Raw genomic sequence first — 14,489 nt, 5'->3', positions numbered from 1 at the left:
CCGTCAAATACCGACTGCGCCTCTCGCACGCTGTCGTCCGCACCGCAAAACGCTTCGGCCAGCACAGCATGCCGCTCCCACAGTTCCCTTGATTCCACGAGTGGTTCAACGTCGACGCGCCAACTTGGAACCGACACATTGAGACAAGATCACCCGGTTGGTCCACTTTCACGCGCTCGCCCCTGCAATCGGAGCATCCGCAGGGTCTCTTCCGTTTCTTCGTGAAAGTGCCGATAGGAGGTCAGGCGGCGCCAGTCGGCGTCGAGAACCCCCGGGAGCGTGGCTTCGCGCGCGGCCCACAGCCTCAGCAACTGCGCGTACAGCGGCGTAGCCTCCGCTCCGCCGCTTTCCCGCCCCTCAGTCACGTGCGGCAGCATCACGTCGGGGTGTGAGTTCGCGACACGGGGGCCGGGCAGTTCCGCGCCCCTCCTGCGAGCACGGCCTTGCGGAATCGAAGGGGCGAAACCACTGCCTACCGCCGTCGGGCTGTCAGATGCGCTCATGGCCGTAGAAACGATTCTTTTTCCCAGTCGTCACTGTCGCGTCACTCTCGCAGGCCCCGGAACCGGTCGGACCGGTCGGCGCCCTCACCGCGGCAACTGCCCCTGCCGGTTGATCTCCGTGACCCGAGCGCGTAGCGCGAGCCCAGGCGGGGCCGGCCGGACGGACTCGGGCGGGCAGTCCCACTCCGGGCCGCCCCCGGGGGGCCGCAGCCGCACATAGGGTCCGGCCCACCCCGTCACCCGGCCCACCCGGCCGTCCCGCTCGTCGACGGCGAACGACCCCCGTTCCGGCACGGAGACATTCGGGCCCCTGCCACGCTCACCCGCCATGACCGGCCGCCTTCCCGCACAGCGGCCTGTTCCGCTCCTTCATCGCCATGATCCATTCATTCCACGCCGCGTAACCGAAATGCGTACTTAGCGTGCCAATTCTTCCGGGATCCCGGAATCGGCACAGGTCCGCCACGTCACGCACCGAAGTGGAGCGCGCCGCACCGGACCGGCCCACTCCAGTGCGCCGGGGCGCGCAGACCGGCGCACTCCGGCCACCCCCAGCCACCCCCGGCTGCCCCGCATATCCCCGTGCCGAACGGGCGGAGGGCTCGGAGTCCGGGCTCCGGACCCTCCGCCCGTCACCGCGGTCGTGTCAGCGGCCGACGTACGCCGCCAGGTGCTCGCCCGTGAGGGTGGAGCGGGCGTCGACGAGGTCCGCGGGCGTTCCCTCGAAGACGACCTTGCCGCCGTCGTGACCGGCGCCCGGGCCGAGGTCGATGATCCAGTCGGCGTGCGCCATCACCGCCTGGTGGTGCTCGACGACGATCACGGACTTGCCGGAGTCGACGAGCCGGTCGAGCAGGCCGAGCAGTTGCTCGACATCGGCGAGGTGGAGTCCCGTGGTCGGCTCGTCGAGGACGTAGACGCCCCCCTTGTCACCCATGTGCGTGGCCAGCTTCAGGCGTTGGCGCTCGCCGCCGGACAGCGTGGTGAGCGGCTGACCGAGGCTGAGGTAGCCGAGGCCGACGTCGGCGAGCCGGTCCAGGATGCGGTGCGCGGCCGGCAGGTGCGCCTCGCCCGAGCCGAAGAACTCCTCCGCCTCGGCCACCGACATCGCGAGCACCTCGCTGATGTCGCGGCCGCCGAGCTCGTACTCCAGCACCGCCGGCTGGAACCGCTTGCCCTCGCAGTCCTCGCAGGGAGTGGCGACCCCGGCCATCATCGCCAGGTCCATGTAGATGACGCCGGCGCCGTTGCACGTGGGGCAGGCACCCTCGGAGTTGGCGCTGAACAGCGCCGGCTTCACACCGTTCTCCTTGGCGAACGCCTTGCGGATCGGGTCGAGCAGTCCGGTGTACGTCGCCGGGTTGCTGCGCCGCGAACCACGGATCGGGCTCTGGTCGATCGACACCACGCCCTCCCCCGCCGGAATCGAGCCATGGACGAGCGAACTCTTGCCGGAACCGGCGACACCCGTGACGACGACGAGGACCCCGAGCGGGACATCGACGTCGACCTTGCGCAGGTTGTTCGCCGTCGCGCCCCGGATCTCCATCGCACCGGTGGCCTCGCGCACCGTCTCCTTGACGGCGGCCCGGTCGTCGAAGTGGCGCCCGGTGATCGTGTCACTGGCCCGCAAGCCCTCGACCGTGCCCTCGAAGCAGATGGTGCCGCCGCCCGAACCGGCGCCCGGGCCGAGGTCGACGACATGGTCGGCGATCACGATCGTCTCCGGCTTGTGCTCGACGACGAGCACCGTGTTGCCCTTGTCTCGCAGCCGTAGCAGCAGGTTGTTCATCCGCTGGATGTCGTGCGGATGAAGCCCGATCGTGGGCTCGTCGAAGACGTAGGTGACATCGGTGAGCGACGAGCCGAGGTGCCGGATCATCTTGACGCGCTGCGCCTCACCGCCCGACAGCGTGCCCGCCGGCCGGTCGAGCGAGAGGTAGCCGAGGCCGATCTCCACGAACGAGTCGAGCGTCTGCTGCAGCGCGTCGAGCAGCGGCGCCACGGACGACTCCTCGATGCCGCGTACCCATTCGGCGAGGTCCCTGATCTCCATCGCGCACGCGTCGGCGATGCTGATCCGCTTGATCTTCGAGGAGCGGGCGCCCTCGCTGAGCCGCGTCCCGTCGCACTCCGGACAGGTGGTGAAGGTGACCGCGCGCTCCACGAACGCCCGGATGTGCGGCTGCATCGCCTCCTTGTCCTTGGACAGGAACGACTTCTGGATCTTGGGGATCAGCCCCTCGTACGTGAGGTTGACGCCGTTGACCTTGACCTTGACCGGCTCCCCGTAGAGGAAGTCCCGCAGCTCCTTCTTGGTGTACTTGGCGATCGGCTTGTCCGGGTCGACGAAGCCGGACTGGGCGTAGACCTGCACGGTCCACTGGCTGTCCGACTTCCAGCCGGGGATGGTGAACGCGCCTTCGGCCAGTGACTTGGTGTCGTCGTAGAGCTGGGTGAGGTCGATGTCGGAGACCGAGCCCCGGCCCTCGCAGCGCGCGCACATGCCGCCGGTGCGGTGGAAGGTCGCCTTCTCCGCCTTGGTCCTGTTGCCGCGCTCGACGGTGATCGCACCGCTCGCCCGGACCGAGGCGGTGTTGAAGGAGTAAGCGCTGGGCGGGCCGATGTGCGGCTTGCCCAGCCGGCTGAACAGGATGCGGAGCATCGCGTTCGCGTCGGTGGCGGTGCCGACCGTGGAGCGGGGGTCGGAGCCCATCCGCTGCTGGTCGACGCTGATCGCAGTCGTCAGCCCTTCGAGTACGTCGACCTCGGGCCGCGCCAGCGTCGGCATGAAGCCCTGCACGAAGGCGCTGTAGGTCTCGTTGATCAGCCGCTGCGACTCGGCGGCGATCGTGCCGAACACCAGGGAGCTCTTGCCCGAGCCGGAGACACCGGTGAACACGGTCAGCCGGCGCTTCGGGATCTCGACGCTGACGTCCTTGAGGTTGTTCACGCGCGCGCCGTGCACACGGATCAGATCGTGGCTGTCGCCCGCGTGCGGTGCGGTCGACGGCGTCTCCGCCCTCTTGGCCCTGGTCATCGTTGTCTCCATCTGTCGGCGGGACGGCACTCGCCGTCACGCTAATCCGGCTCCCTGGCGGGCGCTTCTCGATTTCTGACCGGTCGTGTCACCTGCTTCTCCAGGCACGACGGCACCCCCGCACCGCCCTGCGCGGTCTGTTCCGCCTCCCGCGCCTGCCGCCGGTAGACGCTGGGCGACACCCCGACCAGTTCGGTGAAGCGGGTGCTGAACGTACCCAGCGACGAGCAGCCGACCTCGAAGCAGATCTCGGTCACGCTGAGGTCGCCGCGGCGCAGCAGGGCCATCGCCCGCTCGATGCGCCGGGTCATGAGGTAGCCGTACGGGGGCTCGCCGTACGCGCGCCGGAACTCCCGGCTGAGGTGCCCGGCCGACATGTGCACGCCGCGGGCGAGCGCCTCGACATCCAGCGGCTGCGTGTACTCCCTGTCGATGCGGTCACGGACGCGGCGGAGCCGTGCGAGGTCGCTCAGGTGCTGTGCGGGGTCGGTTCTGCTGGTCACCCGTGAAAGCGTGCCACGCCGGGCCGCGCCTTGCCCTGCGTTGCCACAAGGTGCCCGCCGGACGGGCCGGAGCGGTACTCCTGGCCGTGTACGGACAGGTCCGGCGAGGGTGGCTCAATTCGTCCCCCCGACCGACGGGTCCCCTTTCGTGTCCCCCTCCGGTACCCAAGACTGTTCCGCTGGAGGAACGGGGTGGGGAAATGACGGGGAGCACTTCCGCTCCCTCGCTTCCGTCCCGTCACCCACGAAGACAGGAGCCGTTCATGCCCACCTGGTTCGTCACCGGAGCCTCCCGCGGTCTCGGCCTGCAGATCGCCCGCGCCGCCCTGGCGGGCGGTGACGCGGTCGTGATCACGGCCCGTGATCCGGACAGCCTGCCGGACGACCTGAGGCAGTCGGAACGCGTACTCGGCACTGCGCTGGACGTCACCCGCGACGAGGACATCGCGCGGGCCGTCGAGGCGGCCGTCGACCGGTTCGGCGGGATCGACGTGCTGGTCAACAACGCCGGCCGCGGGCTGATCGGCGCGCTGGAGGAGATCACGGACGCCGAAGCGCGCTCCCTGTTCGACCTCAACGTCTTCGGCCTGATCAACGTGACCCGCGCAGTCGTCCCCGTGATGCGGGAAGCGGGCCACGGCAAGATCGTGCACATCGGATCGCAGTCCGGATTCGAGGGCACGCCCGGCGCCAGCATGTACAGCGCCTCGAAGTTCGCCGTCGCCGGGATCAGTGAGTCCCTCTCCGTGGAACTCGGCCCGTTCGGCATCCAGAGCATGGTCGTGGAGCCCGGCGTGTTCCGTACCGACTTCCTCGACAGCAGCTCACTGTCCACCGCCGCCCACCGCATTCCGGCCTACGACGGCACTCCTGCCCACCAGGCCCTCGACTGGACCATCCAGGCCAACCACACCCAGTTCGGCGATCCCGCCAAGGGTGCCGCGCTGATTTACGAAGTGACCTGCCAGGACAAGCTGCCCGCCCACCTGGCACTCGGCCGTGACGCCGTCGAGCGTCAGCACGTCAAGATCGCCCAGCTTCAGGACGACCTCGCCGCGTGGCAGGAGAAGTCCTCCGCCACCGCCCGCGACGACGCGGTCTGAACAAGCCCGTCGAACTCCGGTCCGTCTCCACGGACCGCGGCCGGCGCCCGGCATCAGGTCGATACCGGGCGCCGGGGCGGCCGTGCCGTACTACGCGTGCTTCACCACGCCCCCGGCGCGGGCGGCGGGACGACCGGCGGGCGGTCGTCGCAGGTGATCGTGTTCGGCAACAGCCACGGCGCGAGCCAGCCGCCGTCGTTGCCGCCCCGGTCCGTGAGGGAGAACTCCGAACCCGTGGCCGGGAAGTTGAACGAGCCGCAGTTGTTCACGCCGACCGCGCCGACGTTCCGCGCGTCCACGTTCTCGAAGCTCGCCCCGCCCGCCGCGCGGGCGCTCAGCACCGAGGTGCCCGTGCCGTCGACCCTGATGTCCTTGAAGTGGACGCCCTCGATGTCGTACTGGTCCTTCACGGCCCAGTCGGAGACGAGCATGATCGCGTTGTAGGTGCTGTCGAGGTAGTGGTCGCCGGTGACCCGGAGGTCGGCGGCGTCGATGCTCCGGTCCAGGGCGAAGATCCACAGGGCCCCGAGCCCGATCTTCCAGTTCAGCTCGTACGTCCCCGCACGGACCGTCGTGTTGTCGCGCAGGTCCAGCTTCCCCGCGAACGGCTCGGCCCCGAAGCGGGAGCCGACGTGCAGGGCACTGCCCTCGCGGACGGGGTCGGCGACCAGGTTGCCCGAGACGGTGGTGTCGGTGCCGCCGTAGATCGCGATGCCGTTGGCGAGGACCGGGGACTGGACGGTGTTGTGGTCGAAGGCGTTGCGGGCGTTCGCCGTCGTCTCGGACCACATGGCGAGGCCGTCGTCGCCGGAGTTCCGTACGAAGGTGTTCGTCACCCGTGAATCGGTGACGCCGGTATGGAAGTTGATGGCGTCGGCGATCTGGTCGACGATGATGGTGTCGCTGATCCGCAGGTTCCTCATCGGTCCGTCGAACCACATGCCGACCTTGGTGTGGCTGATGTGCAGGCCCTCGATGGTCGAGTCGCTCAGCGCGCCGCCGATGCCGTTGACCTGGTCGGTGTCGATGCGGCTCCGTACGTCGCCCTCGATGGCGAAGCCGGACAGATGGACGTCGCGGCTGCCGCCGTCGGCCGCGTCCCTGCCGTAGAAGCCGACGCCGGTGTGCAGCGATCCGTCGGCTGCGGGCTCGTCGAGGGCGACCTCGTGCCCCTTGATCTTCGTGTACCAGTTACCGGCGCCGGTGATCGTGACGCCGTCGACGACGATGTGCCGGTCGACGCGGTACGTACCCGGCGGGATGTAGACCTTGAGGTGCGTGCGCCGCGCGAAGGCGATGGCCTTCTCGATCGCGCCCGCCGCGTCGCGCCGGCCGGTCGGATCGGCTCCGAAGGCCAGGACGTTGGCGGCGAGCAGTTCGACGTGCGGCCGGCCGACAAGCTCCGAGTCCAGCAGATCGACGACCGTCCACGCGGCGGCCCGGCTCCCGGCGGGGACGGTGAGCCGTACGGTGTCACCCGCGCGGTACGTCCGGCCGAGCAGGAGCCGCTGCTCGTCGTAGAAGTGGCTGGGCCGGAACGGCTTGTCGATGGCCGGGGCGGGGGTCGTGGCGGCGGGCACGCAGGAGCACTCGGTGATCCACCAGTCGGGGTGGAGCAGCCCGGCGCCGGGGTCGTCGGAGAACGGGTACTGGTTGTACAGCCAGGAGTACTGCGAGGTCAGCGTCATCGTGGAGCGCTTCTTGCCGTTCACCGCGACGTCCAGCGGCGCCGTGATCCCGCCGCCGCCCGGCGCGTCCGGGATGCTGTAGCGCACGGTGATCGCGTTGGCCGCCGAGGGCAGCGTGAACTCGACGTGCTCGCCCGGGGTGAGCTTGACCGCCTTACGGCCGGACGCCTCTGCGGGGAGCGCGTACGCGCTGCGGTCCGGGCCGATGACCGTGCCGTCGGTGACCGCGTTCTCCGCCTCCTGCTCGGCGAACGCCACCTTCGCGCCCCGGCCGGCCACGAGAGCCGGATCGAGGGCGGCCCGGGTGACGACGGGGGCCGGGGCGGCGGGAGCCGGGGCGGCAGCGGGGTGGGCGCCCGCAGGCGTACCGGCCAGCACGCCGAGACCGACAGCCGCCGCGGTCAACGAGGCGACCGCGGTCGCGTACCACCCCGTTCGGCGTTGCGGTCTTCGCGCTCTCGCTCCGACACCGGTGATCTTCCGTGACATCGCAGGCCCGTTTCTCTGAGGAGGAGGGAGAGGGGGTGAACGACCGGGACGTCCGGGTGGGGCGGCCGCCTGGAAGGTGAGGCGACAGTAGGACCCGTACGTCCCGCCCCACAAGACTCCTGCGAGGAGATTTCGAGTCTCTGCCACTCAAGTGCAGATACTCGTCGCCTTTTTGCGCCCTTCAGCCGCATGGTTGCAGGCGTGATCCACCCCCGTCACCGGGGCAGTTGCCCCTCCCGGTTGACCTCCCTCACCCGCGCCCGCAGCGCGAGCCCCGGAGGGGCCGGCCGGACAGAAGCGGGCGGGCAGTCCCACTCCGCCCCGCCGCCGGGGGGACGCAGCCGCACATACGGGCCGACCCACCCCGCCACCCGGCCGACCCGCCCGTCCCGCGCATCGACCGCGAACGACCCGGGCTCCGGCGTACAAACCTCCAGGTCGTCGAAGTCAGCCGTCATGACCGATCCGCGTCCCTTCCAGCACCTGCGTCAGTCGCAATGCGGTGTCGAGGTTGCAGCGGCCCAGGTCGACGAGCGCGACCGGCTCGTCACCCGCGAACGAGACCGGATCGATCCGCAGCGACGGCAGCACGACCCCGACCCCCGCGAACCCTCCCCGCAACCGAGCCACCAGCTCCTCCGCCTCTCGCACCCTGCCTGCTGCCGCCTTGCGCCGTTCCGTAGTCGTCATGATCCATTCCTTCCACTCTGAGTAGTTCCGATGCATACCCAGCGTGGCCAATCACTCGTTAGCCTGGAAGAGGCGTGATTCCGACAACCACACGCGTGCCACCGGAAGTTGTCATGCCAGGACCCAGAAAGCTCGACCCCTCCTCCTCTCCACGCGCCCTTCCCGGCGCCGAACTCCGCCACCGAAGAGAGGACGCGGGCCTCCCCCAGTCCGATCTCGGCGCCCCGCTCTTCGTCAGCGGATCGTTCATCGGTCAACTGGAGTCGGGCGTACGGCGGATACAGATGGACCAGGCGGAGAAGTTCGACGAGATGCTGGGCCAGCCCCGCACCCACACACCGCGCCGACCGGGGCTCAAGCGTCGAGATCCGAGCGCTCTTTCAGCGGAATGGATGGCGGGATTGATTCCCACCCACCCTCCCTGCCTGGCGGGTTGACTTTTCGCGATCGACTTGCGACGGAGGGTAATGACGCTCTAGCGTCAGCCAGGACACGACGGCCCCCGCCGGTGCGCAAACACCGAGCAGGGGCCTGACCAGGACGATCGAATCGAGCGATCCCATGGCTGCCAGCCAGCTTAGTGCTGCCCCTGTTCCCCCGCCCGGCCCCGCGCCCACGCTCGACCATCCGATGGCGAATCCCGGATACGGCAAGCGTTCGGCACCCGACCAACGCCCCCGCACCGGCCACGACTTCGCCCATCTCCTCCCCCGCGACGCCGCCGTCGCCTCGTACATCGACGGGCTGTGCGACGGCGCCGACATCTCCGTGAAGATGCTCGCCAAGGTGCTGCCGTACGGGCAGTGCGCGCTGCGGACCACGCTGAACCGGCTCCAGGAGGCCGGGCACCTGCGCCGGGGCAGTGAGTGCGTGGCGACCGAGGAGGTGCTGCTCTGGGTGACGCGCACGTTCTTCTCCCGTACCGCGCGCGACGACGAGTGGTGGGCGGCGTACACCAGGGGCGACGTGCCGCCCACCCAACGGCCCACCCGATCCCGGGCGTTCGTCCTGTTGGCAGCCCTCGTCAGGGCAGCGCCCACGCTCCAGATGTCCAGAGCGAACTACACGACACTCGAACCGCACGTCAACGAGTGGTTCGAACGGGGCGCCACCGAGGCCGAGATCATCTACGCGATGACGCAGGGGCTGCCGCTACGGGTCCACAGCTCCGTCGACTTCGTCGGCGCGAGGCTGCTGAAGAAGCTGCCGCCCGCCCGGGTCGCGCCTGTCCGCCAGGTCGTCCTGCGGACCCTGGAATGCAGCGAGTGCCGCGCCCCCGGCTCGCCGGAGGCATTGCGGGGCGGCGTCTGCGGAGCGTGCCGCGGCAACCCCGCCGCCGCGCCCACCGGCCCGGCGGGCGCGGTTCCCGAGCAAGGCGTGCGGGCCCGGATGAGCGCGGTGCGAGCGGGGCTGGTGCCCCGGTCGGAACGTACCCGCCGGTGAGCCGCTCCGGCCCCGCCGAGGTCGCCCGGCGCGCATCGCACGGGGCGCGGCGGCACTGATCGCCGTCGCCACCTCATGCGCTTCGCGGGAGGCGCCGACCGGCGCCCGGTCAGGCGAGATCCGGGAGCGCCAGCCAGTCCCGCCAGGAGAGGTCACGTCCGACGTAACGCGGTCGTTCGAAAGGCCAGGCCTCGGCTATCCACTGCGGGACGAGTGCGTCGAGCGCGCGCTCGAGGTCGGTGCCGACCTGGTCGTCCACCACCCACCAGGAGATCTCGGCGTCGGCGCCGGCCTTCTCCGGAGGATCGATGTAGACACAGCCGAGCAGGGCCGTGCCCGCGTCGTCGAACACCGCGTAGTTGAAGGACTCGTGGGCCGCGATCTCGTTCTCGTGCCGCACCAGATCTTTCAGGTCCTGCTCAAACGTCATAGTGGCCGGCGGCCAGCCCCAGGCCTCGCCGTAGATGGCCCACAGACGTTCCCGCGAACCCATCACAGCCGGGTAGTCGAGCTCGGTGTCGGCACCGCTGATCGGCCGCAGGTGGCCACCGCCGGGGAGAGCAACGTGGACGGGGTGGACAAAGTCGGAGGGCAGCCAGGTCATGGGCGGGAGGCTAGCTGACGTCCCGTCCCCCGGCACCCGGTTAAATCCCGGGCTCGGACCGCATCGAGGTGAAGCCCTACGCCTCGTGCACCCGGGTCAGCAGCTCCATCAGCCGGTCGCCCTCCGCCTCGCTGAGCGGCGCCAGCAGCTCGGCATTGGCCCGCTCCGCCAGCTCGGCGCACCGTTCCAGGGTCCGCACGCCCGCCTGGGTCACGGTCACCGCGTTCTTGCGGCGGTCCCGCGCATCCGGCTCCCGCACCGCCAGCCCCGCTTCCTCCAGGTGGTTGAGCAGGAGGACCACGTCCTTCGCGTCGAAGCCCAGCCGGCGCACCAGATCGGCCTGGGCGAGAGGCCCGTATTCGGACACTGCCGCCAGGACCGCGTGGTGCGGCAGTTTCAGCCCTTCCTCGGCGAACGCCTCCGCGACCAGGGCCCGGCCCCGCGCCGCCACCCGGCCGGTCAGCCAGCTCGGCAGTGACTGGATGTGCGCCAGGGCTCCCGGACGTTCGGTACGCGTCATGAGAGCAGGCTACCCGAAGTCATTGGACTTCCCAACGAATGCGGCCTACGATCGCAATCCGTTGGACATTCCAACGATCCAGCGCCTGTCTCCCCCGGAGGTGTACATGCGTCGCGTCCGCCACGAGGTCAACGGCGGCCCTGAGGTTCTCTTCGTAGAGGAGGTGCCCGTCCCCGAACCCGGCCCGGGCGAACTGCTGGTACGGGCCGAAGCGGTCGGGGTCACCCTGCCCGCCGTCCGTAAGGTGCGCGAGGGCACCGTGCCCGGTCCGCTCGGCGGAGAGGTGGCGGGCGCCGTCGCCGCCGTCGGTACCGGCGTCACCGATTTCGCCGTGGGCGACCGCGTCACCGGCCTCTGCTTCTCTCACGCCTACGCCGAACTGGCCGTCCTGCAACAGGCGATGGCCTCCCGCATCCCCGAGCGGGCGACCGCCGTCGACGCCGTGTGCCTCGTTCGCAGCGGGCTGGTGGCGCGCGGCGCCTACGAGGCCGGCCGACCCCGCCCCGGCGACTCCGTCCTGGTGACCGCAGCGGCAAGCGCGATCGGCACCCTCGCCCTGCGGTACGCGAAGGCGGGCGGGGCCTCGCGACTGGTCGCGGCGGTCAGCAGTGCGGACAAGGCGGAGTTCGTCCGCGCACTCGGCGCCGACGAAGTGGTGGTGTACGGCGACGAGTCCTGGGGAGAGCCGGTCGACATCGTCATCGACGGGGTCGGCGGAGAACTGCTCGGCCCCGCCGTGCGCGCCCTGGCCCCCGGCGGGCGGCTGGTCGCCTTCAGTTCGGGGGGCGGCACGATCGACGCGTACGAATTGCTGGTCCGAGGCGCCTCGGCGATCGGTTTCCAGATGGCGGCCCTCGCACGGGGCAAACCCGAGGTGTACGCGCGGTGGCTCGAAGAGCTGTGGGGGCTCCACCGTGACCGCACCCTGCGCTCTTACGTATCGGCCGAGATCCCGCTCGCCGAGGCGGCACGCGCCCACGAGCTCATCGAGTCCCGTCGCAACCTCGGCAAGGTCGTACTGGTCCCATGAGCGCCACCGGACCGCGCTGCTCCCGCTGTCCGGGAAAACTCCCGGCGCCCCGGCGGGCAACGGTTCCTGCCCCCTGAGGGCCTGGTACACCCCGTATGCCCCAGGTATACATGGAAGGTTCACTCAGCCCAGCCCGGAAGGTCACCCGGATGCGCCCGCACGCTTCCAAGCCCGCCCACGACGGCGCCGAGACCCAGCGTTCGACGGCGCGCAAGCCTCTTCGTGCGCCGGAGAGCGCCGGAAACGCCGGGCGGGCCGGGAACGCCGCCCCGCAGGGGTTGCTCCCGCTGCCGCTCGCGGTGGGGAACGCGGCCGTGGTCCAGATGCTCCGGCAGGCGGGCCACCCCGGGGCCGAAGAGGCGCATCAGCACGAGGACGGGCAGGCGGCCTCCGTGCAGCGCTCCGCCGTCCACGACGTGCTGCGCTCCGCCGGGCAGCCCCTGGACCACGGGACCCGTACGGACATGGAGGCCCGGTTCGGCGCCGACTTCACCGACGTACGCGTCCACAAGGGCGGCGCCGCCCGCACCTCCGCCGCCGAGATCGGCGCTCGCGCGTACACCTCGGGAAGCCACATCGTGCTGGGTGACGGCGGCGGCGACCGGCACACCCTGGCCCATGAGCTGACCCACGTCATCCAGCAGCGCCAGGGCCCGGTGAGCGGCACCGACAACGGCGGCGGCCTCCGCGTCTCCGACCCCGCCGACCGGTTCGAACGGGAGGCGGAGGCTCAGGCGACGCGCGTCCTGTCCGGCAGCGCGCCGGCCCGTCGAACGGCGGAGACATCCGCCCCCGCCCCGGGCTCCGGCTCCGCGCCCGTACAGCGGATGCGCAGCGACAACCCCCACGCCGCCGGCGGCGCGCACAACGGGTGGGAACTGACCGCGCACCACGTCGTCGCCCACTCCCAGCTGACCGGCGCTCTGGAATCCGTGGACCCCGGGAAGCGGGCGATTCTGCTGCGCCAGGCGGTGCCCGAGGTGATCACCGACACGATGCTGGCGAACCTGAAGGTCCAGGTTCCGCCGCACATGAACCGGGACGTGTTCAGGGAGGGGTTCCGCTCCGCTCTGGTCAAGACGGGTGGCGGCGACACGGCCGAGTACCAGGGGAACAACCTCAACGAAATCCGCTACGCCTTCTACGAGTGGCAGGGCGGCAACCAGTTCCTCGGCCCCAGCACCAGCCTCCGCGCGGAACCGACCAGCAGCGGGGAGGACACGGACTACGACGGCCTGAGCTTCTCGCCGCTCGGAGCCGCGCGGTTCACGAGTCTCACCACTCTGGGAGACGAGCTGAAGGCCGCCAACGCGGCCCGGGACAAGAAGAAGCAGGCTCGGCTGCTCCGCGAGATCCTGAGCATCACCGTGAACGCCACCCCGCATCCGTTCGACGCCGCGGCCTGGACCGAGGTGACGTCGGCGGACGAGGTGGACCGGCTGGCCGGCGCCCTGGACAGGGACCACATGCGGGACTACACGTACTTCATGATGCGGATGGACGCGATCGAGCAGGGGCGGTACACCGGGATCACCCATAACCCGGAGAAGACGAAGTTCTTCTACTTCGGTGAGCCGATCCACCCCGTGGAGATCAAGGGCTCCTTCCTCTACATCAAGCGGAACACCCCGCAGGCGACCCTCGTCGCGAAGGAAGTGGTGCCGCTCTCCCAGCTCCTGCCCGCCGTGCGGACCAGCGGCGCGGACGTGGAGTTCGAGCACCCGGCCGGCGGCCATTACGCCAACGGGGGCCTCACCCTCGACGGGTACACCGAGTCGGTCCCCGTCGAGGAGATCGCCCCCGGCCGGTACCGGATGAAGAAGAACATCCATCAGAACCGGAAGCTCGAGGTCAACGCCCCCGGCATGAAGATGTCCGACTACTGCATGCAGGTCGGGGTCCCGACCTCCACCTTCCTGCCCCGCGTTCTGGTGGAGGCGCTGGCCTGAGGGCGCTCCCGTCATCCCCGGTGGATGAGAGCGCGGCGTCGGATGCGGTGCGTCGCAAGGCGGAGGGGCGTCCGCAGACTGGATGTATTCGGGCGTTCCGACAACGGAGGGGGTCCCCCCGTGCCGTTGAGGCTACGGGGGAGAGGTGCCGTAGCTGTCGGCGCGCGCCCGCCAGGGATGACGGGACAGCCCTCAGGGAGTGTTCCTCTCCCCGCGCCGGCACGGGCCCATGAGCAGGTCCCGTCGCTGCGAGCCAGGAGCACTCGCTCCCACCTCGGGCGCCCCCACGCGAAAGCCCGGGGCTAGTGCTTGTAGATGTTGACGGTGTTGTTGATGTCGCCCACGGAGAAGGTGATCAGGCCACCACAGGCGAGGAGGCAGAAGCCGGGGGTCGGATCGGGCGGCGTCGGGGTCGAGGTGACCTGGACGGTCACGGTGTTGTTGGAGGCATCGCACTCCGTGTTGCCGTTGTAGGCGGCGGTGATGAGGTGCGAGCCCGCGGTGGTGAACGAGGCGGTCTGCCCGGCCTGGCCGTTGGCGTTCACGGGCACGGTGCCGAGCAGGTCGTCGCCGTCGAAGAACGTCACGCCGAGCCCACCGCTGGTGTCGGCGGGGCAGTCGACCGTGGCGGTCAGTTGCACCGGAGTACCTACCTCGGCGGTCTGCGGAGTGGCCGTCACCGTGGTGCTCGACGCTGCGGCCCAGGCGGGCGAGGCCATCCCCAGCACGGCGGCCAGGGCTGTGGCGACGACCAGTCTCCCTCTGCGTGGTGTGATTCTCACCGGTACGGCTCCTTGTTCTGTTGCCGGGCCGGCGGGTCGCTGGCCCGTGGAGCTTCACGCTATGGCGGTCCTTTTGCCCCGCAGGGAGGCCGCGCCCACAAGTAGCCTGGTTGGGTCAGCAGCGCGGAAACGGCCCTCGGGCGAC

General features: G+C 70.2%; 14 protein-coding genes. 5 read left to right on the top strand and 9 right to left on the bottom strand.

What is annotated here, in order from left to right; translation table 11 throughout:
• Positions 1-587: 587 nt before the first annotated feature.
• From ACFYPA_RS15915 to ACFYPA_RS15905, 3 genes are all read right to left on the bottom strand, one after another.
• A complete protein-coding gene (locus ACFYPA_RS15915) occupies positions 588-833 on the bottom strand; it encodes a hypothetical protein (protein WP_389132241.1) in 246 nt (81 codons plus the stop codon).
• 316 nt (positions 834-1,149) lie between these two features.
• Positions 1,150-3,543 (bottom strand): excinuclease ABC subunit UvrA, encoded by a 2,394-nt coding sequence (locus ACFYPA_RS15910; protein ID WP_359316365.1) that lies wholly within the window; start codon positions 3,541-3,543, stop codon positions 1,150-1,152.
• A 41-nt stretch (positions 3,544-3,584) separates the two neighbouring features.
• Positions 3,585-4,046: a helix-turn-helix transcriptional regulator gene (locus ACFYPA_RS15905; RefSeq protein ID WP_359085855.1), complete on the bottom strand. Its 462-nt coding sequence runs from the start codon at positions 4,044-4,046 to the stop codon at positions 3,585-3,587.
• Between the two features lie 263 nt (positions 4,047-4,309).
• Here ACFYPA_RS15905 and ACFYPA_RS15900 point away from each other — a divergent pair, with 263 nt between their 5' ends.
• Entirely contained in the window at positions 4,310-5,149 is an 840-nt protein-coding gene (locus tag ACFYPA_RS15900) for an SDR family oxidoreductase (protein ID WP_359085854.1), read from the top strand.
• A 101-nt stretch (positions 5,150-5,250) separates the two neighbouring features.
• Here ACFYPA_RS15900 and ACFYPA_RS15895 read toward each other — a convergent pair whose 3' ends face one another.
• The 3 genes from ACFYPA_RS15895 to ACFYPA_RS15885 all read right to left on the bottom strand — a co-directional run bounded on the left by ACFYPA_RS15895 (position 5,251) and on the right by ACFYPA_RS15885 (position 8,016).
• A complete protein-coding gene (locus ACFYPA_RS15895) occupies positions 5,251-7,326 on the bottom strand; it encodes a glycosyl hydrolase family 28-related protein (protein WP_389132238.1) in 2,076 nt (691 codons plus the stop codon).
• A 215-nt stretch (positions 7,327-7,541) separates the two neighbouring features.
• On the bottom strand, positions 7,542-7,784 hold the full coding sequence (locus ACFYPA_RS15890; RefSeq protein WP_389132235.1) for a hypothetical protein: 243 nt from the start codon (positions 7,782-7,784) through the stop codon (positions 7,542-7,544).
• Positions 7,774-8,016: a hypothetical protein gene (locus ACFYPA_RS15885; RefSeq protein WP_389132233.1), complete on the bottom strand. Its 243-nt coding sequence runs from the start codon at positions 8,014-8,016 to the stop codon at positions 7,774-7,776. Before ACFYPA_RS15885 ends, ACFYPA_RS15890 begins: the two co-directional genes overlap by 11 nt.
• Before the next feature lie 113 nt (positions 8,017-8,129).
• Between ACFYPA_RS15885 and ACFYPA_RS15880 the strand changes: the two genes are divergently transcribed.
• Positions 8,130-8,453, top strand: coding sequence for a helix-turn-helix transcriptional regulator (locus ACFYPA_RS15880; protein ID WP_359353938.1), 324 nt, complete (start codon positions 8,130-8,132; stop codon positions 8,451-8,453).
• Between the two features lie 193 nt (positions 8,454-8,646).
• Positions 8,647-9,459, top strand: a complete 813-nt coding sequence (locus tag ACFYPA_RS15875; protein WP_389132230.1) for a hypothetical protein — start codon at positions 8,647-8,649, stop codon at positions 9,457-9,459.
• Between the two features lie 109 nt (positions 9,460-9,568).
• Here the strand turns inward: ACFYPA_RS15875 and ACFYPA_RS15870 are convergent, their stop codons facing one another.
• Positions 9,569-10,063, bottom strand: coding sequence for an N-acetyltransferase (locus ACFYPA_RS15870; protein ID WP_389132227.1), 495 nt, complete (start codon positions 10,061-10,063; stop codon positions 9,569-9,571).
• Between the two features lie 76 nt (positions 10,064-10,139).
• Positions 10,140-10,583 (bottom strand): MarR family transcriptional regulator, encoded by a 444-nt coding sequence (locus tag ACFYPA_RS15865; protein WP_359085849.1) that lies wholly within the window; start codon positions 10,581-10,583, stop codon positions 10,140-10,142.
• 106 nt (positions 10,584-10,689) lie between these two features.
• Here ACFYPA_RS15865 and ACFYPA_RS15860 point away from each other — a divergent pair, with 106 nt between their 5' ends.
• Both ACFYPA_RS15860 and ACFYPA_RS15855 read left to right on the top strand, forming a co-directional pair.
• Positions 10,690-11,613, top strand: a complete 924-nt coding sequence (locus tag ACFYPA_RS15860) for a zinc-binding dehydrogenase (RefSeq protein WP_359085848.1) — start codon at positions 10,690-10,692, stop codon at positions 11,611-11,613.
• Positions 11,614-11,762: 149 nt separating this feature from the next.
• Positions 11,763-13,562 carry a DUF4157 domain-containing protein gene (locus tag ACFYPA_RS15855; RefSeq protein ID WP_389132224.1) on the top strand — a complete coding sequence of 600 codons (1,800 nt, stop codon included), beginning with the start codon at positions 11,763-11,765 and terminating at the stop codon, positions 13,560-13,562.
• 302 nt (positions 13,563-13,864) lie between these two features.
• Here ACFYPA_RS15855 and ACFYPA_RS15850 read toward each other — a convergent pair whose 3' ends face one another.
• Positions 13,865-14,344: an Ig-like domain-containing protein gene (locus tag ACFYPA_RS15850; RefSeq protein WP_359085846.1), complete on the bottom strand. Its 480-nt coding sequence runs from the start codon at positions 14,342-14,344 to the stop codon at positions 13,865-13,867.
• Positions 14,345-14,489 lie beyond the last annotated feature (145 nt).

It is taken from the genome of Streptomyces sp. NPDC005775, assembly GCF_042871565.1.
Lineage (GTDB): Bacteria > Actinomycetota > Actinomycetes > Streptomycetales > Streptomycetaceae > Streptomyces.
The sequence above is the reverse complement of the archived record's forward strand: the minus strand, read 5'-3'. Positions and strand labels throughout refer to the sequence as shown.